Genomic DNA, 20,314 nt, shown 5'->3' with positions numbered 1-20,314 from the left:
TGGAGGCGGGGCATTACCCTAGCGAAAACGAGTGGAAATGTCTGTTAAACATAGCGTCTCTTTTAAACATAAACTGTCTGAACACCCGCCAGTGCGCAAGATTCGGGTCGGCAACTCGCCCTTAAAAGCTTAGGCTGAAAGGAACTAAGCAGCCCCGCTAGAGAGATAACCCAATGAATGACTATGAGCGTATCGAAAAAGCCATGGCCTATATGGTGGCTCATGCGGCGGAACAGCCCAACCTGGAAACGGTGGCTGCTCATGTTCATTTGAGTGCCTTCCACTTCCAGCGGCTGTTTTGTCGCTATGCGGGGATTAGTCCCAAACGCTTTTTACAGGCACTCACCTTAGAGCGCGGTAAGCAGTTGATGCATTCGTCCACTTCTTTGCTGGATATCGCCCATACCCTTGGGCTGAGCGGTGGCTCGCGGCTTTACGACCACTTTGTTCAGTTAGAGGCGGTCACGCCCGGCGAGTATAAGCGCCAAGGGGAAGGAGTGGAGATCGCTTATGGCGTTCACGAAACACCTTTAGGCCGCCTATTCGTCGCGGTAACCCCCAGGGGTATCTGTCGAATGGGGTTTGTCGATAAGACTAATTCGGAGGAGTTACTGGCAAGATTGGCCAAAGAGTGGCCGCGCAGCACCTTTAACTATAGCACTGAGGCCACCAGCTACGCGGTGGAGAGGCTGTTCTCTCAGTCCGAAGAGGGAGCCGCCGCTGTGTCCCTACACGTGACCGGCACCAACTTCCAAATAGCGGTTTGGCGAGCGCTGCTGACGATTCCCGAGGGGCAGTTTGCCAGCTATTCCCATATTGCCCAGGCGCTAGGGGCACCTAAATCGTCCCGTGCAGTGGGCAATGCGGTGGGGGCTAATCCCATCGCGCTATGGATCCCCTGCCATCGGGTGATTCAACAAAGCGGCGCACTCGGCGGTTACCGCTGGGGATTAGAGAAAAAGCAGATGGTACAAGCCTGGGAACTGGCGCTGGCTCACACAGACAACACATCGCCCGCTCCCAGTCTAGCGACTTAATCAATCAACCCATTAGCATCATAAAACGGGAAAGGGCCAGGGTAGCGCTCAATAAACCCTTGGTGAGTCACCATACCGTTAGTCGCCGACCACTGGTGTAGCAGGTAACCGGGGGGCTCTAGCTGAAAGCTGGAGGGGCCGTCTGGGCTTAGATCCAAACTCACCTGATGGGAAACCCCAGGGCAGCTAATCGCCAAGGTATTAGCAAAGCGCGCTTGGATCGAGCGGTGTAAGTGCCCACAGAGCACGCGCTCGACCTGGGCATGTTTGCCAATGACGTCGGCTAGCGCGTCTGGTCGCTTAAGCGGCTGGCGATCCATATGGTCGATGCCACTAACAAAAGGGTGGTGATGCACCATGACGAGAGTCGGTTTTTCGGGCTGCTCTGCCAGCGTAGTGTCTAGCCACTGCAAGCTTTCATCGCTTAACTCGCCATGGGGTTTGCCGGGCACCGATGAGTCGAGCCCTACAATGCGTACCGGATAGTCATCCACGACCCACTGTAAATAGTCGCGGTGCTGAAACAGATAACGGTGCTCGGGAAAGGCGGCGCGTAGATGCTCGCGGCCATCATGATTGCCAGGGATCAAGTACACGGGCAGCGTTAATTCAGCCAGGATCTGCTTAAAGGTGGCGTACTCGTCAGGGTGGCCAAAATCGACCAAGTCACCGCTAATCAGTACCAGGTCGGGCCGCGGCGCTAGCTGATTGAGCGTGCTGATTGCTTGCCGCAGCGCATTGGCGGTATCTACCTGGCGGTAAGAGAGTTTCCCGCCCGCCTTGATATGCGGATCGCTAATCTGGGCGATAAGGCATTGCTGGGCATGAGGATCTTTCTGAATGTTTAAACCTTGATCAGCCATTGGCCATCTCCTTGGCATTAACAGGGGCAGTGGGCTTATCTGGATGAAAAAGCACGCCGGAGGGGAGTGCCAAGCCAATGGCAGTGCCGTTTGGCCAGCGCTGGCGGGAAGGAGCCTCAATCTGGAGCGGCGAAGCGCCGCCCGTGTCCACCATCAGGCGCTGGGACTGGCCCAGGAAAATGCTTTGTACCACTTTCCCCTTTACATCGGCTTGGTCAACGGAAACCACCTGGATATCTTCTGGACGGCAGTAGACAGTGGATACTCCCTGCAAATGGGCAGCGATGAGTTCACCTCCATGGACGACCAATCCTCCATCGGCGCGTGTGCTGATCACGTCCAGGCAGTTAACCGCGCCAATAAAGTCGGCCACAAAGGCGTTGGCCGGCTGATGATAAATCTCTTGGGGGGTGCCCAACTGCGCGATGCGTCCGGCTTGCATGACCGCGATGCGGTCACCCAAGGCCATCGCCTCATCTTGATCGTGGGTGACGTAGACCGCCGTGGTGCCTAGCTCCCGTAGAAGCTGGCCAATCTCGATGCGTAAGCGGTCGCGCAGTTTGGCGTCTAGAGCTGCTAACGGCTCATCAAACAGCAGCACCTTGGGGCGAACGGCAATTGCGCGGGCAAGAGCCACACGCTGTTTTTGGCCACCGGAGAGGGCGTCGATGCGCCGGTCACCAAAGCCTTGTAAGTCGACCATATGCATGACTTCGTCAAGCCGATGGGCGATCTCGGCACGTGGCAAACGCTGTATTTTTAAGCCGTAGGCAATATTGTCGGCAACGCTCATATTGGGAAATAGCGCGTAGTTTTGAAACACCATTCCCACGTCGCGCTGCTCAATCGGCAGAGCGGTGACATCACGCTCGCCAAACAGTACTTGCCCGCCTTTGTCGGGGCTTTCCAGGCCGCTAATAATGCGCAGGGTGGTGGTTTTACCGCAGCCGGAAGGGCCCAACAGTACGAGGGTTTCGCCCGCATTAACCTGCAAATCAAGCGGCTGGAGCGCTGTGTTGCCGCCTGCGAAGGTGCGGCTGCATTGGTGTAGCGTAATGCTGACAGATGAACTCATAACGGATTCTCAAATAAAGCAATCGAATGTTTTGAAAGCGCAAGGCGCTTAGCGACGCTGCTCGGTGAGTCGGCCCGCCCACTGAATCGCCACCAGCAAGGGCACCACCATCACCAGAAATATCAGCGTGTAGGCTGAGCCAATTTCCAGTCGCATCGAGGCGTAGCTGTCGGCTAAGCCGACCGGTAGCGTTTTGGTCAAGGGGGTATGCAGCATCCAGGTAATGTTGAATTCACCGATCGATAGGGTGACCACCATCAGCGCTCCTGCCAAAATGCCGCTCATACAGTTGGGGATGACCACCCCGAAAAAGCGTTGCCTAAAGCTGGCACCTAAGCTGGCGGCGGCTTCTTCCAGTTGGGGAAGCTTGGCGGTTTGCATCACGGAGAGCACCGCGCGCACCATAAAGGGCAGGGTAAATAGCACATGGCCAACAAGAATAAATAACCAACTGCCCCGAAATTCACGGTAGCTGCCATAGGCGAGCAGTAGGGCAAGCGCGGTGGCCAGTCCGGGTACGGCAACCGGTAGCAGCAGGAGTTCTTCAATCGCGTTGGCCCAGCGGCGACGGCTGCGCAGCAGGCCATAGGCGGCGGGTACGCCAATCAAGATAGTGATCAGTAAGCAGGCCAGCGCCAGTTTAATGGAGAGCCAGATGGTATCGGCGTAGAGCTGCCACACCTCATTTACCCAGCGCAGGGTCAGACCACTCTCAAGACCCACAAAGTAGTTCTCGGTGAGCCCCGCCATGACCGACATCGCGACGGGCACGATCATAAATAAGCACACCAGCAGGGTGAAGCCCAATTGCAGCGTAAAGCGTAGACGCGATTTCATACGGAGGCTCCCAAGTTGCCGCCTGCCAGCCTGCGGGCAAGGCTCAATGCCACCCAGGTGATCACGCCCAATACCACTGAAAGCGCCGCCGCCATGGCGAAGTTAGCGTAGTTGGTGAATTCGCCGTAGATATTGAGTGGCAGAATGCTTAAGCGTGTGCCCAGGGTAAACGCCGTACCAAAGGCGCCCATACTGGTAGCAAAGCAGATGGCTCCAGTTGAGAGCAGCGCGGGTGCAATGCCGGGCACGATAACGTCTTTGGTGACCTGCCAGGTGTTAGCACCTAACGAGCGAGCTGCCTCTTCAAGACTTCTATCCAGGTTGTCGCAGGCAGCCATCACCGTGGTAATAACACGAGGAATGGAGAAGTAGAGGTAACCAATAAATAGCCCGGCCAGTGAGTAAGCGAACATCCAACGCTCGCCAAACAGCCACAGGCTGGTCTGCGCCAAGGCGCCTTGGCGTCCCCCCAGCATGATGACCAAAAAGCCCACCACCACGCCTGGAAAAGCCAGCGGAAAGGTGAGGATCGCCACTAGTATGGACTTGCCAAAAAAACGCTGACGGGCGAGAAAAAATCCGGCAACGCCCGCAATGGCAACCGCTACCAGCGACACTACCAGCGAGAGACCCACGGTGGTCGCTAGACTAATTAAGTACTGACGATGGGTAAGAATGGTCAGGTAGGCGCTAATACCACTGCTCGGATCAGGCTCGGCGCCCATCATGATCAGACGCGAAAAAGGCAGTAGCCAAAAGGCGCAGAAAATCACCAGGGCAGGCAGTAAGGCAAGCATTGCGATAAGGCTTTTTCGACGCGCGGGCCCCACCATGATCTGACGACTATTAACGTAAGAAGCAGCCCCGGAGGGCTGCTTGGATGCCGCTGTCATGATTAACGAACCTCCGACAGATACCGCTCAGAGAAGCTACGTTGAGCAGCCGCCATAGCGGGGTAGTCAAGTGCTTCGGCGCGGGCATACTCGCTATCGGGCAGAAAGACTTCGCGTGCTTCAGGGGAAATGGCGCTGGCGCGCACAGGGCGTAGGTACGCATCAGCCCATACCGCTTGGCCTTGGTCAGAGAGCACGAAATCAAGCACTTGCTGACCGTTTTCGGGGTTAGGGCCATCTTTTACCAGGCTCATCACATAGGGCACTACCACGCTGCCCTCCTCGGGAATCACAAACTCTACGTTGGCACCATCGCTATGGCGTGCGCGGTAAGCGTTGAAGTCGTAATCGAGAAGAATCGGGATCTCACCAGAAAGTACTCGAGCGTAGCTGGTTTGCTTGGGCACAATCGGGTCGTTGTCGGCGAGCTGATTGAAGTAGTCGATCGCCGGAGTGAAGTCATTAAGATCGCCACCCATGGCCAGGTTGACCGCCACGGCACCGACGTAGCCGACAAAGGCGCTGGCCGGGTCAAGGTAACCCACCATGCCGCGATACTCGGGCTTGAGCAGGTCTTCCCAGGAAGTGGGCACCGGCGCGCCATCCAAGGCGTCGACGTTGACTATAAAACCGAGGGTGCCAGAGTGAATGGCAAACCAGTTGCCTTCGGGGTCTTTCAGGCCTTCGGGTATCTCGTCCCAATGAGCAGGCTGGTAGGGCGTCACCACATCCTCTTCCATGGCTTGAATACCGAAGGTCACCCCGTAGTAAACGACATCGGCCACCGGGCTAGCCGCTTCGGCAACCAATTGGGCTAAGGATTGGCCGGAGTTTTTGTTGTCTTGCGGAACGTGAATGCCGGTCTCCTGTTCGATCAAACGCAGCTGAGTGCCCCAGTCCGCCCACTCAGGCGGGCAGTTGTAGCAGATAGCGTTGTCGCTTGGCTGGGCAGTAGCAGCCCCTGACGCACTGATAACCGCCGTGGCCAGTAACGCTTGATAAAGACGCTTAAGGTTCATGCGTTTAAGACTCATACCGTGTTCCTCTAGGAAGTGCTTAACGTGGACTTACGGGATGTCGGGATTCCGACACTTTCGCCCTTACGCAGTGCGTGGGGCAGGGGAGCAGGTGTGCATTCTTCTCCCCGAATCATGGTTAGCAAGGTGTGAACCGCCGCGCGCCCGATCTCGGCGCGAGGCTGCTCAATGGTGCAGAGCGATGGATATAGATGCTTGCCTAAGGCAATACCATCAAAGCCCATCACGGAAAGGTCGCCAGGCACGCTAAAGCCTGCGCGTTGCAGTTCGCCCATCAGGCTGATGGCGAGCAGGTCATTGGTACAAATCACCGCACTTAGAGAGTCTGGCCCTTGCAGTGCTGGTGTTAGGCTTGCCAGGTCAGCTTGGGTATGGCGCGCCATCTCAACCAGTGGGCGGGCGGTCAGGCCGGCCTTGCGCATAGCGAGGCAGTAACCCTCAAAGCGCTGTTGGGCGCGGTCTGACTGGAGCAACGGGCCAGCAACCATGCCAATTCGCTCATGACCCAGGGTGATTAAGTGGCGGGTGGCATCAGCGCTGGCGGCACGGTTATCGACGCCGATTGAGGGGAAACCACTATTACCGGGTGGGTTGTAGACCAGTAAGCAGGGCGTCTTTTCCAAACGCAGCTTCTCCAGCACGGCGCTGCTATCCGCTTCAGCCACGGTAAGCACTAAGCCGTCCACGCGCTGGCGCAGCATCTCCTCAACAATGTCTCCCTCGCGGCTGGGCGAGTATTCGCTGGTGGTCACGATTAGTGAGTAACCAGACGCACGGGCAGCCACTTCCATGGCTTGTAGCTGCTCGGCAAACACCGGGTTATCAAGGCTGGGCACCATAACGCCAATCATCTGGGTGGCTTGCGAGCGCAGCTGCTGTGCGACTTTATTCGGCCTAAATGCCAGCTGCTGTGCAGCGTTAAAAACGCGTTCTCGGGTAGCGGGTCGTACCAAGTCGGGGCTTGAAAAAGCCCGCGCCGCGGTTGCCCGGGAAACCCCGGCGAGTTTGGCGACACTAAGTAAATCAGCCATGCGAATACCTGTTATAGATGCAATGAGATCGATCTCATTTATTAGGTATCAGCCTAGAGATGGCATATGACGAATTGATGGCGATAAAAAGTATTTTTGATGATTAATGGAGTTAGGGAGCTTGAGCGGAGATTGAACACATTGCGCCCCTTAGCGCCTCCCGCTAAAGTCTTGCTCTTGTTCACCTGGGCGAGACCTCTCTATGGCCACACTGATGATTCAAGGCACCACCTCGGATGCGGGTAAAAGCACCGTGGTGGCAGCCCTTTGCCGCGCGCTGGCAAGGCGTGGGGTATCAGTGGCGCCATTTAAACCTCAGAATATGGCGCTGAATAGCGCCGTGACCGAGGATGGCGGCGAGATTGGCCGCTCGACGGCGTTACAGGCGCAAGCCTGCTATTTGACACCCCACAGCGATATGAATCCGGTACTGCTAAAGCCGGAAACCGATCGCGGTGCCCAGGTGATTTTGCGCGGCAAGGTTTACGGCCATATGGACGCGCTGGATTACCACGCATTCAAACGCACCGCTCAAGAGAGTGTAATGGCCGCGTGGCAAGCGTTAGAAAGTCGCTTTGACGTAATTATTGCCGAAGGCGCGGGCAGCCCCGCTGAAATCAATCTACGTGAGGGCGATATCGCCAATATGGGCTTTGCCGAAGCGGCTGACTGCCCAGTATTACTCGTCGGTGATATTGATCGCGGTGGGGTATTTGCCCAATTGGTGGGTACGCTGGCGCTGTTGAGTGAGAGCGAACAGGCGCGCACCAAGGGCTTTATTATCAACCGCTTTCGGGGGGATATTGCACTGCTCAATCCTGGGCTCGAATGGCTGGAGGAGCGCACTGGAAAACCCGTGTTTGGAACATTGCCTTATCTGCAGGGGCTGGTACTCGATGCAGAAGACAGCATTGGCTTAACCCAAGGCGAAAAAGCCAGCCAGACGCTTAAGGTGATCGTTCCCGCGCTACCGCGCATCAGTAATCACACTGACTTTGACCCCCTGCGGTTACATCCCCAGGTCTCGTTGTCGTTTATCCGGGCCGACCAGCCGATTCCTGCCGCCGATGTGATTATGCTGCCCGGTAGTAAAAGTACCGCAAGCGATCTGGCGTGGTTAAAACGCCAGGGCTGGGATATCGCCATTCAGCGTCATCTGCGCTATGGCGGCAAAGTGCTGGGTATTTGCGGTGGCTTTCAGATGCTGGGCGAATGGGTGGATGACCCTGATGGTCTGGAGGGTAAGCCAGTAAAAGTGGCGGGCTTGGGCTTGTTGCCGCTGACCACTCGAATGTTGGCAGGCAAACAGCTACGCAATGTTCGCGGCGTGACCGTTGCTGAAGGGGTAACCGTCACCGGATATGAAATTCATAACGGCGTAAGCGAGGGGCAGGCGCTTAACGTGCCATTATTTGACATAGAAGGCCGACCAGAAGGCGCGGTCAGTGAGGATGGCCAAATAATCGGTACTTACCTGCACGGGTTATTTGACCACCCGGAGGCTTGCCAAGCCCTACTGAAGCAGTTGGGACTGGTTAATGGAGAGCAGAGCGATTATCAAGCTCACCGAGAGCGTGAGCTTGACCGTTTAGCCGATATGCTGGAAGCCCATATCGATATCGAGGCGGTTATTGCGCTGATTGATGCGGGCGCTTTGCCATCACCGTAATTTCAATACTGCTATCGCCGCAGATATGGGGGGATTCGGTACAGGTGCGGGCAGGGTAGCGGCTAGGCTCAAAGTACTCCGCGTAAACACTGTCCATGTCTTGGAGGGCGTGTAGGTCAGTGAGGTGGATATCCACCCGCATTATGTCTGCAAGGCTGCCACCTTCCATTTCAAGCATGCGCGACAGTGCACGCATCACAAGGCGAGTCTCTTCTTTTACGTCGCCTCGGGCAGCATGGCCGTTAGAGAGATCTGCGACGGTCAGCCCGGAGATAAAGATGTAGTGATCATCAACTACCATGTGACTACCCGGGAAATTTGGTGTGGGCAGGGTAGGGTCATTCATAAAGGTGGGCATGCTAGCTCCTTCTAAGTGATGTTCACGCTTACAGTTCTCTTCGACAGGTTGTTAACAGCAGTGTTCAGTCTCAGTAAAAATGAATGGAGGTCGCGTGAGGCACATCGCACTGTCAAAACGGCGATAATTACTCTAGGCTTGCGGCTTTTTAGTCGCTGAGGATGATTCAAATGAAGGTCGTACACGTTAACTCAGAGGCCCAGCGCAACGCCTGTCTGGCGCGATTATGCGCTGAGGTATACGGGCAACAGGCTGGTCTAACGCCACTGGTCGTGTTCACCGGCACCTGCAGTGTGTTATTTCCTCAGGAAGCCGCGCGACTGTTTGCTGCCGTTGACGGCCAGGGTAAACCCCAAGCGCTAGCGCTGCTAGTGCTGGACGAAGAAGGCGAGGGTATGACCGTGACCCACGCCTGCGCACTTGACCAGACAGATGCCCAGCAGCGTTTGATCAGCGAGCTTACTCTGAAAGCGCCGCTACGGGTCGAAGTGGATAACGCCGAACGAGAAGCGTTCTATCAAAAAAGTGGCATTAAGCGCTGGTTCGGCGGGGTGGATGGAAAGCGTATTGGCTTGGGCGCTCGCCACCCTGCCAAGAGTATTCGCGAATTAGCGCCTACCCTAGTGTTGGATGAAGCGCTTATCCTGCGTCGCTTTAAACATGACCCTAAGGCGTTTGAAACGGCCAAACAGGCATTTTTGAAGGGCTTAAACGATTTCCCGCAGTCGCTTTAATAGCCCTTAGGAAACGCTGCGTTCCAGTTTGTGCAACTAAGTTGCACGTTGTTGCCATGTTATTTACGTGTTGCCCCTATAAAATAAGCATCACGACTAGCTTATTAAAAGAAGGGAGAAGCTGCATGGCATTACCGATAATGGATAACAGTCAACGTTACGGTGCGATTAGCCGCTTGTTGCATTGGGGGATGGCGCTACTGTTTGCTTGGCAGTTTACGAGTGCCACGGCGCACTGGCTTTTTCCGGACACACCCTTTGAAGAGTTCTTCTGGGGAACCCATTACCCAGTGGGTGTATTGCTACTGACCTTAGTCGTACTGAGAGCGATATGGGCGTTGGCCAATGCATCGCGCCGCCCGCCATCGGTGAGCGTTATGGCAAAGTTGGGCCATCTTGCCCTCTACGGCTTGATGATGGTGATTCCGACGATTGCGCTTATTCGCCAGTACGGTTCGGGCCGCTCGCTTGAGGTGTTTGGCTTTACGCTGATGTCAGGTTTTGAAGGCGAGGAAATCACCTGGATGACAGATCTGGGCGGTTTGCTCCACGGTGAGCTGGGCTGGACACTGCTAGCGCTGATAGTAGGGCACATCGTGATGGCCATTTTGCATCGCAAGCTGACTCACCACGACGTGCTGACGCGCATGGCCAGATAATCAGACTACTTCTTTGCTAGCTCGCGCATGGCGGTTTCCAGGCCCTCCATGGTCATGGGGTACATGCGGTCATCGATGATCTCGCGGATAAGTTGGGTCGAGTAAGTGTACTCCCAGGCCCGGGGCTGCATCGGGTTAAGCCACGCCAGGCGAGGAAACGTTTCGCATAAACGCTTAAGCCACACGCCGCCCGCTTCGTCGTTAAAGTGCTCTACGCTACCGCCGGGGTGGGTGATCTCATAGGGCGACATGGCCGCGTCACCGACAATCACGACCTGGTAATCCGCACCGTAGGTGTGCAAAACATCCATGGTCGGGATCCGCTCGTTACCCCGACGCATATTGTTTCGCCAAACCCCTTCGTAAAGGCAGTTATGAAAGTAGTAGTGCTCAAGATGCTTGAACTCTGAACGGGCGGCAGAGAACAGTTCTTCGCAGACGCGAATATGATCATCCATCGAGCCGCCCACATCCAAAAATAGCAGCACTTTAACGGCGTTATGGCGCTCTGGGCGCATCTGCACGTTGAGTAGCCCGGCGTCCTTGGCAGTTTCGCGAATAGTGCTATCCACGTCAAACTCATCTAGCGCCCCTTGGCGGGCAAACTTGCGCAGGCGACGCAGCGCCATTTTGATATTGCGCGTGCCTAATTCCAGAGAATCATCGTAATCGCGGAAGCGTCGCTCGTCCCAGACCTTGGTGGCGCGGCGGTGACGAGAGCCATCCTGGCCAATGCGAATGCCTTCTGGGTTGTAGCCGTAGGCCCCAAACGGGCTGGTGCCGCCGGTGCCGATCCATTTATTGCCCCCCGCGTGGCGCTCTTTTTGCTCCTCCAGGCGTTTTTTAAACGTCTCAATGAGTTCTTCGAGGCCGCCCAGAGATTCGATTTTGGCTTTCTCTTCGTCGGTAAGCTGCTTCTCAAACTCACGGCGTAGCCAGTCGTCAGGGATTAGCGCCTCAATGGCGGCGTCCATATCCTCAAGGCCTTTAAACCAGGCGGCGAAGGCACGATCAAAGCGGTCGAAGTGGCGTTCGTCCTTGACCATCACCGTGCGCGCTACCTGATAAAACGCCTCCATGTCGGCGAACACCACACCGCGTTCCACCACGGCGTGAAGATCCAGCAGCTCGCGTAGCGATACCGGAACGCCCGCGCGTTTTAAGGTCTCAAACAGGCCGATAAACATGGCTTAGCGGCCTGTGCCTTTCTGGCGGCGGATCATAAACGCCAGACGCTCAAGCAGTTGGGTGTCCTGCTCGTTTTTGACCAAGGCGCCGGCCATGGGCGGCAGCGCTTTGGCCGGGTCGCGGTTGTAGAGCGCCTCTTGAGCAATATCGTCAGCCATCAGTAGCTTGAGCCAGTCGACTAGTTCAGACGTAGACGGCTTTTTCTTAAGGCCTGGCGCTTTACGTAGCTCGAAAAATACCTCTAAGGCCTCGCTGACCAGCTTGGGCGCGATATCCGGGAAGTGCACATCGACAATCGCCTGCATGGTCTCGCGGTCGGGGAACTCAATGTAGTGGAAAAAGCAGCGGCGCAGGAACGCATCTGGCAGCTCTTTTTCGTTGTTTGAGGTGATGATGATAATCGGGCGCTGTTCGGCGCGTATGGTTTCGCCGGTTTCGTAAACGTGAAACTCCATACGATCCAGCTCTTGAAGCAGGTCGTTGGGGAATTCGATATCGGCCTTGTCGATCTCGTCGATCAATAACACTACGCGCTCGTTGGCGGTAAAGGCTTCCCACAGCTTGCCGGGTTTGATGTAGTTGGCGACGTTTTCTACGCCTTCAACGCCTAGCTGAGAATCCCGCAGGCGGCTGACTGCATCGTACTCGTATAAGCCCTGGGCCGCCTTGGTGCTGGATTTGATATGCCAGGTAATTAACTGGGTATCGAGAGATTCAGCCAACTCTTCGGCCAATAGGGTTTTGCCGGTACCCGGCTCGCCTTTGATCAACAGCGGCCGCTCGAGCACCACGGCAGCATTCACCGCCTGCTTAAGCGCATCGGTTGCGATATAGGAAGAAGTGGAGTCAAACGCCATGGGAGGGCCTCGGCTTGTCGAAAGCGGGTTTATAAAAGGATAAACGGATTCAAACAAGTGTACGTGAGGGTCACCCTCAAGGCCAAGAGGTAGTGGTAGCTGGTATTCTGCACAACACTGTGCCGAGTGCAGGTTTCCGCGAGGGCGCTGTTAACCCATCCGTGGGCGCTACTTTCGCCATCCATGGCGAAAGACCCTCGCTTCAACCTGCCCTCGCACCGTGTTCTCAAGATATGTTGCAGTTATTTCCCAATCAAAAGCTTTGAAGTAGCTTTTTATCACCCCTGCCAATTCGGCGGCACTATGCCTTGGCGCTGCATTTGCCGGTATATCGTGGGCCTTGAAACCCCGAGAGCGCGAGCCACGGCGCTAATGTTCCAGTGCTGCTCCTTGAGCATTTCCAGCAATGTGTGATCGCTGTCGCTACCAGCGTCTGCAGGCAGGGGAGTTGCTTGCCGAGTGATGCGTTGGCTTAGGCACTGCTCAGGTAAGTCATGAACGGTGATTTCTTCGTTTTCTGAGGTGGCCAGTGCAAAGGCCAGCGCATTCTTTAGCTGACGGATATTACCGGGCCAGGCGTAAGCTAGTAGGGCGCTAATGGCATCGGCCCGCAGGCGCGGTGATTGGCTGGAGGCTCGCTCCTGGATGATGTCATCAAATACGCGGCGGATAACGTAGAGCTTATCGGCGCGGTCGCGTAGCGCGGGCAGGCGCAGTTGAGCCCCGTTAAGGCGGTAATAGAGGTCTTCGCGGAACTCACCCTGCTGGATCATCGAATCGATATTGCGATGAGTGGCGGTAATCACCCGAATATCAACCTTTTCAGGCTTATTGGCCCCAAGAGGCATCACTTCTCGCTCGGCCAGTACGCGCAGTAGGCGGGTTTGCAGGGCCAGCGGCATATCGCCGATTTCATCTAAAAACAGTGTGCCGCCGTGGGCTTGGGGAATCAGCCCGCGCATGCCTTTGGCGCGCCCGCCGGTAAAGGCGCCGGGCTCGTAACCAAACAGCTCGCTTTCGATCAGCGCTTCGGGAATGGCGGCACAGTTTACTGCGATAAAGGGGCCTTTAGATCGGTTGCCGCTGTCATGCAGAGCACGGGCAACGACCTCTTTGCCGGTGCCGGTTTCTCCGCTAATCAGCACATTGACGCTGGCTTCGTTGCGCAACCGTTCAGCCAGTTTCTGCACTTTGCGCATGGCGGGGTCGTCGGCGCCGAGGCGTACCAGTGGTTCCGGCAGGCTGGAGGCGAGAGGTTGTGCTTGCTGAGCAGGGCGCGGGCGGCGTGGCTCCAGCAGGCTAATAAAGTAGATCGTGTTATCGACCCTGGCGCGAAAAGCACGCAGTTGATCGTCGGTGGCGCTATTAATGCTGAGTACATCGGCGATCTCGCACTCGAATAGCTCCCCCAGCATTGGGGTGTGATGGGCTGACCAGGGTGGCCAACGGCGCTGGTGTTCACTTATCAGATCACGACCCACTGCGTTGGCAGCAATCACTTGCCCGTTCTCTTCAATGGCGATGAGTCCGCGCCCGTTTACATGCACAAACTCTCGTGAGGTATCCAGCCGCACCATCAGGCAGTCACGGTAGCGCTGAAGAAAATAGGCGTCCTCGATCATGCGCGCGTAGAGCGTTACCAGAGAGAGACTAAAATTTTGACTCTCATGCTGGGTAGGCGATTGCAGCGCGGAGATGTCCAGTACGGCCATGACGTTGCCTTGCGGGTCGGCGATGGGCGCGGCAGTGCAGGTAAGCGAAATATGCGAGGCGTCGAAGTGCTCCTGGCGGTGGCAAATAATCGCTTGGCGATCATGCAGGCAGGTGCCTACGGCACAGGTGCCCGCAAAGCGTTCGTCCCAGTCGGCACCGAGATATAGGCCTGCTTTGCGCAGTTGCTGGTCTTGGTTGGGATCGCCACGAAACTCAACGGTTATCCCACGGTGGTCGGTGAGCAGTAGCACGTAGCCTAGTTGAGCAATTTGCTGATAAAGCTGGTCAACCCCGGCTCTTGCCACGTGCAGTAGTTCATCCACGGATTCCCGGTGCTCGATCAGGATTTGTTGAGGCACCACCCGGGCTGGGCGTGGCTGGGTGGGATCGAGTTGGTACTCGTTTAGGCAGCGCAGCCAGGAGCGTCGAATAGTCGGCTGGGCGGGTAGCTGGGGCATTTCCAAGCCTTCGCCGAGCTGGAAAATATGCTCGATATGCTGGCGCTGGACGGATTGCAGCCGTGCAGGCAGGGACGATTGAGTGGGCATGGCGTGGTTCACCGTGGGGCTTGTTATTGTCCTTCCAGCCTATGCGCTCTGGCGTGGGTGTCAACGCAGCGCTATTACGCCGTTAGTCGTGCGTTACACCTGTAACGTTGTTTACAACTAGATGTGACAGGTGTACGCCTTGGGCAACGCCTAATCGACAACTGTTTTTTAAATTTATTTATATTTTTCATATGCTTGTGGTTTATCTGAAATGATTGGCACGGCGGGTGCTTAGAGTTGGGTGTCTCACCAGCAATTCAACAATAACAAACGATGGAGTACTCACTATGTCCGAGATACCGGCACAAACCCAGCAAACCGCCACGGCTATTGTCCAAGGGTGGCTAAGTGATTTTGATAAAGCGCTGCAAGCCCAGGATATTCAGCGTGTTTTGTCGCTATTTAATGAGGAATGCTACTGGCGCGACTTTGTAACCTTTACCTGGAATTTAAAAACCTGTGAGGGAAAAGATGCTATTCAGGCCATGCTCAATGCGACCCTGGAGAACGTGCGTCCTTCGAACTGGCAGCTAGAAGGCGAAGCTACCCAGAACGGCGATACCAGTGAGGCGTGGTTTACCTTTGAAACAGCGGTCGCCAGCGGCAAAGGCTACTTGCGTCTAAAAGACGGCAAATGCTGGACGCTACTAACCACTATGCAGTCGCTTCATGACTACCCCGAACCGCGTAACCACAACCGCCCAAAAGGAGCTGAGCACGGGGCCAATAAACAGCGTGAAACCTGGTTAGAGTCACGGGAGCGCGAAGAGGCAGAGCTTGGCTATACCCAACAACCTTACTGCGTGATCATCGGTGGAGGCCAAGGTGGGATTGGCCTTGGGGCCCGGCTGAAGCAGATGGGCGTGCCGACCATTATTATCGAGCGCAACGAGCGAGCCGGGGACTCCTGGCGCAAGCGCTATAAGTCGCTCTGCCTGCATGATCCAGTCTGGTACGACCACCTTCCCTATATTCCTTTCCCTGAAAACTGGCCGGTGTTTGCGCCTAAAGACAAGGTGGGCGATTGGCTGGAGATGTACACAAAGGTGATGGAGCTCAATTATTGGACCTCCACTGAGTGTCAGAATGCACGTTATGACGAAGCCGCAGGCGAGTGGGTGGTTAACGTTAAGCGCAACGGCGAAGAGATCACGCTACGCCCGAAACAGCTGGTAATGGCCACCGGGATGTCGGGTATGCCCAATGTGCCGACATTTCCGGGCGCAGAGAGCTTCGCAGGCGAACAGCAGCACTCTAGCCAGCACCCAGGGCCGGATGCCTACCAAGGTAAAAAGTGTGTGATTGTGGGTTCGAATAACTCTGCTCACGATATTGCCGCGGCACTCTGGGAGCACGACGCCGATGTGACCATGCTGCAGCGTTCATCCACCCATATTGTGAAGTCGGACTCTTTGATGGAGGAAGTGCTGGGGCCGCTCTACTCCGAAGAGGCGGTGGCCAATGGCTTAACCCACGACAAGGCTGATCTGATTTTTGCCTCGATCCCCTACAAGGTGCTGCCGGACTTTCAGCGCCCGGCGTTTGAGGCAATCAAACAGCGCGACGCCGAGTTTTATCAGAAGCTGGAAGACGCGGGCTTTCTGCTCGATTTCGGTGACGATGACTCGGGGCTGTTTTTGAAGTATCTACGCCGGGGCTCAGGTTATTACATCGATGTGGGCGCCTGCGATTTAGTGGCCAACGGCGATATCAAACTGCGCAGTGGTGTGGGCATTGAGCGCATTAACCCCCACTCCATCACACTTACCGATGGCAGTGAGCTAGAGGCAGATTTGATCGTCTACGCCACCGGCTATGGCTCCATGAATGGCTGGGCGGCGCGGCTTATCTCTCAGGAAGTGGCGGATAAAGTCGGCAAGTGCTGGGGCCTGGGCTCTGACACCACCAAAGACCCCGGCCCTTGGGAGGGCGAACTGCGTAATATGTGGAAACCCACCCAGCAAGAGGCGCTGTGGTTCCACGGCGGCAACCTGCACCAGTCGCGGCACTACTCACACTATTTAGCGCTGCAGTTAAAGGCACGCATGGAGGGACTGGAAACGCCTGTCTATGGGCTGCAGCCGGTTCATCATACGTCTTAACAGGATAGGTCTTAACAGGAAGGCACAGCCATGAGTCAGTCGAATAATCAGCAAACTATGCAGGCAGCGGTTTGGTACGCAGCAAAAGATTTACGCGTTGAGCAAGTTTCGGTTCCCTCTATCAGCGACCCCCATGAAGTGAAAGTGAAAGTGGCTGCCTGTGGTATTTGCGGCAGTGACTTACACGAGTATGCTGCCGGGCCGATTTTTATTCCGGTGGGCAAGCCGCACCCCATTAGCGGCGAACAGGCGCCGATCATTATGGGCCATGAGTTCGCTGGGGAAGTGGTAGAGGTCGGCGAGAAAGTCACGCGGGTGAAGGTAGGCGACCGCGTGGCGATTGAGCCGATCCTTTCCCCCAACAAGGATGGCGCTTATCAGATGGAGCGCTACAACCTCACGCCCTTGCTGGGCTTTCACGGCCTTTCGGGCGGTGGCGGCGGCTTTTCCGAGTTCACCGTGATGGGGGAACATATGGTGCACAAGCTGCCGGATGACCTCAGCTTCGAGCAGGGTGCACTGGTAGAGCCCGCGGCGGTAGCTCTGCATGCAGTGCGCCAAAGCTGCCTGAAAGCCGGGGATAGCGCGGTAGTTTTTGGCGCGGGGCCGATTGGCTTGATGACCATTGAAGCGCTAAAAGCCGCAGGCGCTGCTCGAATATATGCCGTTGAGGTCGCGCCTTCACGGAAAGCCAAAGCCGAAGCGTTAGGGGCCATTGTGGTTGACCCACAGCAGGAGGATGCGGTTACGAAGCTACAAGCCTTGAGTGGTGGCGGGGTAGACGTGGCGTTTGAAGTCACCGGCATTCCTGACGTGCTGAATCAGGCGTTGCACAGCACCCACGAAGGGGGCGAAGTGGTGGTGGTGAGTATCTGGGAAGGCGAGGCCAGCTTCCAGCCTAACGACCTAGTCATCAAAGAGCGCACCATGAAGGGCATTATTGCCTATCGCCATGTGTACCCAGCGGTAATGGCACTGATGCAGCGGGGCTACTTCCGCGCCGAGGACATGGTGACCCAGCGCATTCCACTGGCGGATATCGTGGAGGAGGGCTTTGAGGCGCTTCTAAACGACAAAGCTCAAGTGAAAATCATCGTGACACCCAACCACTAATCTGAGGATTCCGAAGCGTAAACAAACGCATATGATGCTTTGTGATGCAAAAAGACCTCAAAGTGCGCAATGCTGGTGCATTTTGTTTGCTGCAGTGCGTCGGAGGTTGATGTCAGTGAAGTGGTTTTTTATTAACTATATGATTTTTAATGATATTTAAAAAAGTGGCACGCAGATCGCAATGTATATGGCAAAGGATGAGTGAATAGAGAGGCGTAATTAACTATCTGGCTTCTTTTCCTTCTTCATCCACGTTGCTACCGGCTTGTAGCAACAAACCGAGTGAGCTGGCGTGCTCCACCTGGTCCCCTTCGGGGGACTTTTTTTTGTGCCCGGATTTTATGCCTGAGTTTATGCAAGAGTTTTATGCCAGAACTTTACGCATAGGAAAAACTATCAGGGTGCAGTTTCTTATAACAATATTTTACAAGCAATTTGGAAACAGTGTTCGTATACTATACTCTGTACAGGTAAGTTGGATAGCAAGTACCGCAATCCCCAAGCGCAAGGAACTGCGCGCTGCATAGAGGATGACCCTTATGAGTAATATGAAACTGATTTCTGCTGCTGTAATCACTGCCGGTTTCGCACTGGCAAGCCAGGCGGCTCTCGCTTATAACGCTGGCGATGTATTCGTTCGTGGTGGTGTTGCCCAAACGGATACGGGGTCAGGTAATGGCAATCTGAATGGTGATTCACTGAACGTGCAGAGCGCTCGCGGCTTCACCTTTGGTGCTGGTTACCTGTTTACTGATAAGGTTGGCGTTGAACTCAACAGCTCTGAGAAGTTCGAGCACGATCTGAACACCTCTGCCTTAGGCGATGTAGGTAGTGTTGATCGTCTACCTGTTAACCTACTCGTGAATTACTACCCGATGGGTGGCCTGGATTCACGTGTACAGCCTTACGTTGGTGCTGGCCTTAACTACACACGCTTCTCTGGTGAACCGAGTGGTGTGAATGTTGATGAAAGCTACGGCGCGATCGGCCAAGTAGGGGTTGATCTGGCTGTGACTGATAATATTATGCTCAATGGTTACGCAAGCTACGCTGACGTGAACGCAGATATCAACGTCGGTGGTGAAGTTGATATCGAACCCGTCACCATTGGCGGTGGTGTTACTTACCGCTTCTAAGTTTTACTAGACATTAGCTTTACTGGATTTTAGCTTTGCCTGGGTTTTAGTTTTGCTAAGTCTTCTGAAATATCACTACGCCCGGCCTTGAGCCGGGCGTAGTGCGTTGTAGAGTGTCGATTAGCAAGACGTTACAGAGGGCTTATGGTGTTAAGTTATCAAAGCCGCTCTCTGTCACTGCTACGTTATCTTCGATACGAATACCGCCACAGGATGAGAGTTGGTCGACCAACGGCCAGTTAATGGGCAGTGAGGTGTTGCGCAGCGGGTCGAGCAGCATGGCGATAAAATAGAGCCCGGGTTCAATGGTAACGACCATGCCAGGGCGCAGCATGCGCGTCAGCCGTAGCGCTGGGTGCTGCTCTGGCGCAGGGGCGGGCGTGCCATCTGGGTGGCGTAACCCGGCCACATCATGCACTTGAAGGCCCAGCGAGTGGCCCAGTCCATGAGGGCAGAATACCCGCGTAATGCCCTCGGCAACCGCTTGTTCTGCAGTGCCTTTAAACAGATCATTAGCTACCAATATTTCACCCAGGTGGTGATGCATCTGCTCGTGCAGTGCTAAAAAGTTAACGCCAGGGGCTACGCCTCGGACTAGCTCATCTTTCAGCCCATGCATGGCGGTGACCAGTTCGCCAAACGCGACGGGGGCATCGGGGCCAGCGTATGTGCGGGTAATATCGGCGCAGTAACCCCGAAAGCGGCGACCCGCATCCACTAGCAAGCTATAGCGCTGTTTAGGTGCGTTAAGGTCGTAGTGTTGATAATGCAGCACGCCAGCATGCTCATTTAAACCAATAATATTTTGGTAGGGCACGTTTGACTCGCGCTGGCGACTCGCTGCTAAGTACGCCAGCTGAATATCCAGTTCACCGGCGGCGCCAATAAACGCTGCCTGGGATGCCTGATGGCCCGCTATCGCTAAACGGTTGGCTTCACGGATACAGGCGATCTCATAGTGCGTTTTAAACAGCCGTAATTCATCAAGGGCATGCACTATGCGTTCAGGGTGATGTTCAGCTTTTAGCGCCTGCTGGGTGCTGATGCGAAGGCGCTCGATATCGCCAATAACGGCGGCATTTCCCGAAAGCGGTGGGGAGATTTTCTCGCTGCATAATTGGATATCAAACGCCTCTACCCAGGGCTCATCGGGTAGCTGAGTAGGCAAGTGCCAAAAGTCGGCGGGCGCATACAAGTAGAGCTGGGGGCGCTCTCCCGGCTGAATAATCAGCCAGCTATGCTGCACATCGGCTAAACCCACCCAGTGCATGAAATGCCCGTAAGCCTGAAAAGGAGGGGCGTGGTCATCTGCAAAATGGTTGCTGGCATGGCCACTGTAAATTGCTAGGCTATCGAGCCCGTGGTCGGTCAAAATATCCGAATAAGCACGCTGTAGGTGCGCTATATGCTCACGTTGCAGGTTAAATAGGGTGGTTGACATACAAAGCTGTGCCCTCTCTTAAG

At 55.4% G+C, this 20,314-nt stretch carries 18 protein-coding genes; 7 read left to right on the top strand and 11 right to left on the bottom strand.

Going from position 1 to position 20,314, the window contains the following annotated elements; translation table 11 throughout:
• Positions 1–173: 173 nt before the first annotated feature.
• Positions 174–1,037, top strand: coding sequence for a bifunctional transcriptional activator/DNA repair enzyme AdaA (locus tag ACW17M_RS07275; RefSeq protein ID WP_457547123.1), 864 nt, complete (start codon positions 174–176; stop codon positions 1,035–1,037).
• Here the strand turns inward: ACW17M_RS07275 and ACW17M_RS07270 are convergent.
• Genes ACW17M_RS07270 through ACW17M_RS07245 form a run of 6 tightly spaced genes read right to left on the bottom strand, consistent with a single transcriptional unit; the run spans position 1,034 to position 6,773 of the window.
• Positions 1,034–1,900, bottom strand: coding sequence for a phosphodiesterase (locus ACW17M_RS07270; RefSeq protein ID WP_457547122.1), 867 nt, complete (start codon positions 1,898–1,900; stop codon positions 1,034–1,036). The two genes, ACW17M_RS07275 and ACW17M_RS07270, sit on opposite strands and share 4 nt — an antisense overlap.
• Complete coding sequence (locus ACW17M_RS07265) at positions 1,893–2,975, bottom strand: ABC transporter ATP-binding protein (protein ID WP_457547121.1); 1,083 nt, start codon at positions 2,973–2,975, stop codon at positions 1,893–1,895. The genes ACW17M_RS07270 and ACW17M_RS07265 overlap by 8 nt, the downstream gene beginning before the upstream one ends.
• Before the next feature lie 48 nt (positions 2,976–3,023).
• Positions 3,024–3,812 carry an ABC transporter permease gene (locus ACW17M_RS07260; RefSeq protein WP_041158558.1) on the bottom strand — a complete coding sequence of 263 codons (789 nt, stop codon included), beginning with the start codon at positions 3,810–3,812 and terminating at the stop codon, positions 3,024–3,026.
• A complete protein-coding gene (locus tag ACW17M_RS07255; protein ID WP_457547120.1) occupies positions 3,809–4,705 on the bottom strand; it encodes an ABC transporter permease in 897 nt (298 codons plus the stop codon). Before ACW17M_RS07255 ends, ACW17M_RS07260 begins: the two co-directional genes overlap by 4 nt.
• A 2-nt stretch (positions 4,706–4,707) precedes the next feature.
• On the bottom strand, positions 4,708–5,739 hold the full coding sequence (locus ACW17M_RS07250) for an ABC transporter substrate-binding protein (RefSeq protein WP_457547119.1): 1,032 nt from the start codon (positions 5,737–5,739) through the stop codon (positions 4,708–4,710).
• Positions 5,740–5,750: 11 nt separating this feature from the next.
• Positions 5,751–6,773 (bottom strand): LacI family DNA-binding transcriptional regulator, encoded by a 1,023-nt coding sequence (locus tag ACW17M_RS07245; RefSeq protein ID WP_457547118.1) that lies wholly within the window; start codon positions 6,771–6,773, stop codon positions 5,751–5,753.
• Positions 6,774–6,975: 202 nt separating this feature from the next.
• On the opposite strand from ACW17M_RS07245, the gene ACW17M_RS07240 reads away from it, so the two are divergent.
• Entirely contained in the window at positions 6,976–8,442 is a 1,467-nt protein-coding gene (locus ACW17M_RS07240) for a cobyric acid synthase (RefSeq protein ID WP_457547117.1), read from the top strand.
• Here ACW17M_RS07240 and ACW17M_RS07235 read toward each other — a convergent pair.
• Complete coding sequence (locus ACW17M_RS07235) at positions 8,402–8,800, bottom strand: RidA family protein (RefSeq protein WP_233974635.1); 399 nt, start codon at positions 8,798–8,800, stop codon at positions 8,402–8,404. The two genes, ACW17M_RS07240 and ACW17M_RS07235, sit on opposite strands and share 41 nt — an antisense overlap.
• Positions 8,801–8,970: 170 nt before the next feature.
• Here ACW17M_RS07235 and ACW17M_RS07230 point away from each other — a divergent pair, with 170 nt between their 5' ends.
• Together ACW17M_RS07230 and ACW17M_RS07225 are read left to right on the top strand one after the other, a co-directional pair.
• Complete coding sequence (locus ACW17M_RS07230) at positions 8,971–9,534, top strand: hypothetical protein (RefSeq protein ID WP_457547116.1); 564 nt, start codon at positions 8,971–8,973, stop codon at positions 9,532–9,534.
• A gap of 125 nt (positions 9,535–9,659) precedes the next feature.
• Positions 9,660–10,193: a cytochrome b gene (locus tag ACW17M_RS07225; protein ID WP_027957561.1), complete on the top strand. Its 534-nt coding sequence runs from the start codon at positions 9,660–9,662 to the stop codon at positions 10,191–10,193.
• Between the two features lie 5 nt (positions 10,194–10,198).
• Here the strand turns inward: ACW17M_RS07225 and ACW17M_RS07220 are convergent, their stop codons facing one another.
• The 3 genes from ACW17M_RS07220 to ACW17M_RS07210 form a co-directional block, all read right to left on the bottom strand.
• On the bottom strand, positions 10,199–11,380 hold the full coding sequence (locus ACW17M_RS07220) for a vWA domain-containing protein (protein WP_161463565.1): 1,182 nt from the start codon (positions 11,378–11,380) through the stop codon (positions 10,199–10,201).
• A gap of 3 nt (positions 11,381–11,383) precedes the next feature.
• Positions 11,384–12,238, bottom strand: a complete 855-nt coding sequence (locus ACW17M_RS07215) for an AAA family ATPase (protein ID WP_161463566.1) — start codon at positions 12,236–12,238, stop codon at positions 11,384–11,386.
• Between the two features lie 278 nt (positions 12,239–12,516).
• A complete protein-coding gene (locus ACW17M_RS07210; RefSeq protein ID WP_027957559.1) occupies positions 12,517–14,499 on the bottom strand; it encodes a sigma-54-dependent Fis family transcriptional regulator in 1,983 nt (660 codons plus the stop codon).
• A 287-nt stretch (positions 14,500–14,786) separates the two neighbouring features.
• Between ACW17M_RS07210 and ACW17M_RS07205 the strand changes: the two genes are divergently transcribed.
• From ACW17M_RS07205 to ACW17M_RS07195, 3 genes are all read left to right on the top strand, one after another.
• Positions 14,787–16,601 (top strand): NAD(P)-binding domain-containing protein, encoded by a 1,815-nt coding sequence (locus tag ACW17M_RS07205; protein WP_457547115.1) that lies wholly within the window; start codon positions 14,787–14,789, stop codon positions 16,599–16,601.
• Between the two features lie 30 nt (positions 16,602–16,631).
• On the top strand, positions 16,632–17,714 hold the full coding sequence (locus ACW17M_RS07200; protein WP_457547114.1) for a 2,3-butanediol dehydrogenase: 1,083 nt from the start codon (positions 16,632–16,634) through the stop codon (positions 17,712–17,714).
• A 539-nt stretch (positions 17,715–18,253) separates the two neighbouring features.
• Positions 18,254–18,850 (top strand): OmpW/AlkL family protein, encoded by a 597-nt coding sequence (locus ACW17M_RS07195; protein WP_027957556.1) that lies wholly within the window; start codon positions 18,254–18,256, stop codon positions 18,848–18,850.
• 142 nt (positions 18,851–18,992) lie between these two features.
• Here ACW17M_RS07195 and pepQ read toward each other — a convergent pair whose 3' ends face one another.
• Positions 18,993–20,291: a Xaa-Pro dipeptidase gene (gene pepQ, locus ACW17M_RS07190; RefSeq protein ID WP_457547113.1), complete on the bottom strand. Its 1,299-nt coding sequence runs from the start codon at positions 20,289–20,291 to the stop codon at positions 18,993–18,995.
• Between the last annotated feature and the right edge of the window lie 23 nt (positions 20,292–20,314).

It is taken from the genome of Vreelandella sp. 2A-K22, from assembly GCF_054065485.1.
This window is presented reverse-complemented; position numbering and strand designations above follow the sequence as displayed.

What these genes read in the sequence shown, in the direction of transcription:
- ACW17M_RS07260 (WP_041158558.1), bottom strand. Translation starts at nt 3,812, where the DNA reads ATGAAATCGCGTCTACGCTTTACGCTGCAATTGGGCTTCACCCTGCTG.
- ACW17M_RS07195 (WP_027957556.1), top strand. Translation starts at nt 18,254, where the DNA reads ATGAGTAATATGAAACTGATTTCTGCTGCTGTAATCACTGCCGGTTTC.
- ACW17M_RS07235 (WP_233974635.1), bottom strand. Translation starts at nt 8,800, where the DNA reads ATGCCCACCTTTATGAATGACCCTACCCTGCCCACACCAAATTTCCCG.
- ACW17M_RS07240 (WP_457547117.1), top strand. Translation starts at nt 6,976, where the DNA reads ATGGCCACACTGATGATTCAAGGCACCACCTCGGATGCGGGTAAAAGC.
- ACW17M_RS07255 (WP_457547120.1), bottom strand. Translation starts at nt 4,705, where the DNA reads ATGACAGCGGCATCCAAGCAGCCCTCCGGGGCTGCTTCTTACGTTAAT.
- ACW17M_RS07245 (WP_457547118.1), bottom strand. Translation starts at nt 6,773, where the DNA reads ATGGCTGATTTACTTAGTGTCGCCAAACTCGCCGGGGTTTCCCGGGCA.
- ACW17M_RS07265 (WP_457547121.1), bottom strand. Translation starts at nt 2,975, where the DNA reads ATGAGTTCATCTGTCAGCATTACGCTACACCAATGCAGCCGCACCTTC.
- ACW17M_RS07230 (WP_457547116.1), top strand. Translation starts at nt 8,971, where the DNA reads ATGAAGGTCGTACACGTTAACTCAGAGGCCCAGCGCAACGCCTGTCTG.
- ACW17M_RS07275 (WP_457547123.1), top strand. Translation starts at nt 174, where the DNA reads ATGAATGACTATGAGCGTATCGAAAAAGCCATGGCCTATATGGTGGCT.
- ACW17M_RS07225 (WP_027957561.1), top strand. Translation starts at nt 9,660, where the DNA reads ATGGCATTACCGATAATGGATAACAGTCAACGTTACGGTGCGATTAGC.
- ACW17M_RS07205 (WP_457547115.1), top strand. Translation starts at nt 14,787, where the DNA reads ATGTCCGAGATACCGGCACAAACCCAGCAAACCGCCACGGCTATTGTC.
- ACW17M_RS07220 (WP_161463565.1), bottom strand. Translation starts at nt 11,380, where the DNA reads ATGTTTATCGGCCTGTTTGAGACCTTAAAACGCGCGGGCGTTCCGGTA.
- ACW17M_RS07215 (WP_161463566.1), bottom strand. Translation starts at nt 12,238, where the DNA reads ATGGCGTTTGACTCCACTTCTTCCTATATCGCAACCGATGCGCTTAAG.
- ACW17M_RS07210 (WP_027957559.1), bottom strand. Translation starts at nt 14,499, where the DNA reads ATGCCCACTCAATCGTCCCTGCCTGCACGGCTGCAATCCGTCCAGCGC.
- ACW17M_RS07270 (WP_457547122.1), bottom strand. Translation starts at nt 1,900, where the DNA reads ATGGCTGATCAAGGTTTAAACATTCAGAAAGATCCTCATGCCCAGCAA.
- ACW17M_RS07200 (WP_457547114.1), top strand. Translation starts at nt 16,632, where the DNA reads ATGAGTCAGTCGAATAATCAGCAAACTATGCAGGCAGCGGTTTGGTAC.
- pepQ (WP_457547113.1), bottom strand. Translation starts at nt 20,291, where the DNA reads ATGTCAACCACCCTATTTAACCTGCAACGTGAGCATATAGCGCACCTA.
- ACW17M_RS07250 (WP_457547119.1), bottom strand. Translation starts at nt 5,739, where the DNA reads ATGAGTCTTAAACGCATGAACCTTAAGCGTCTTTATCAAGCGTTACTG.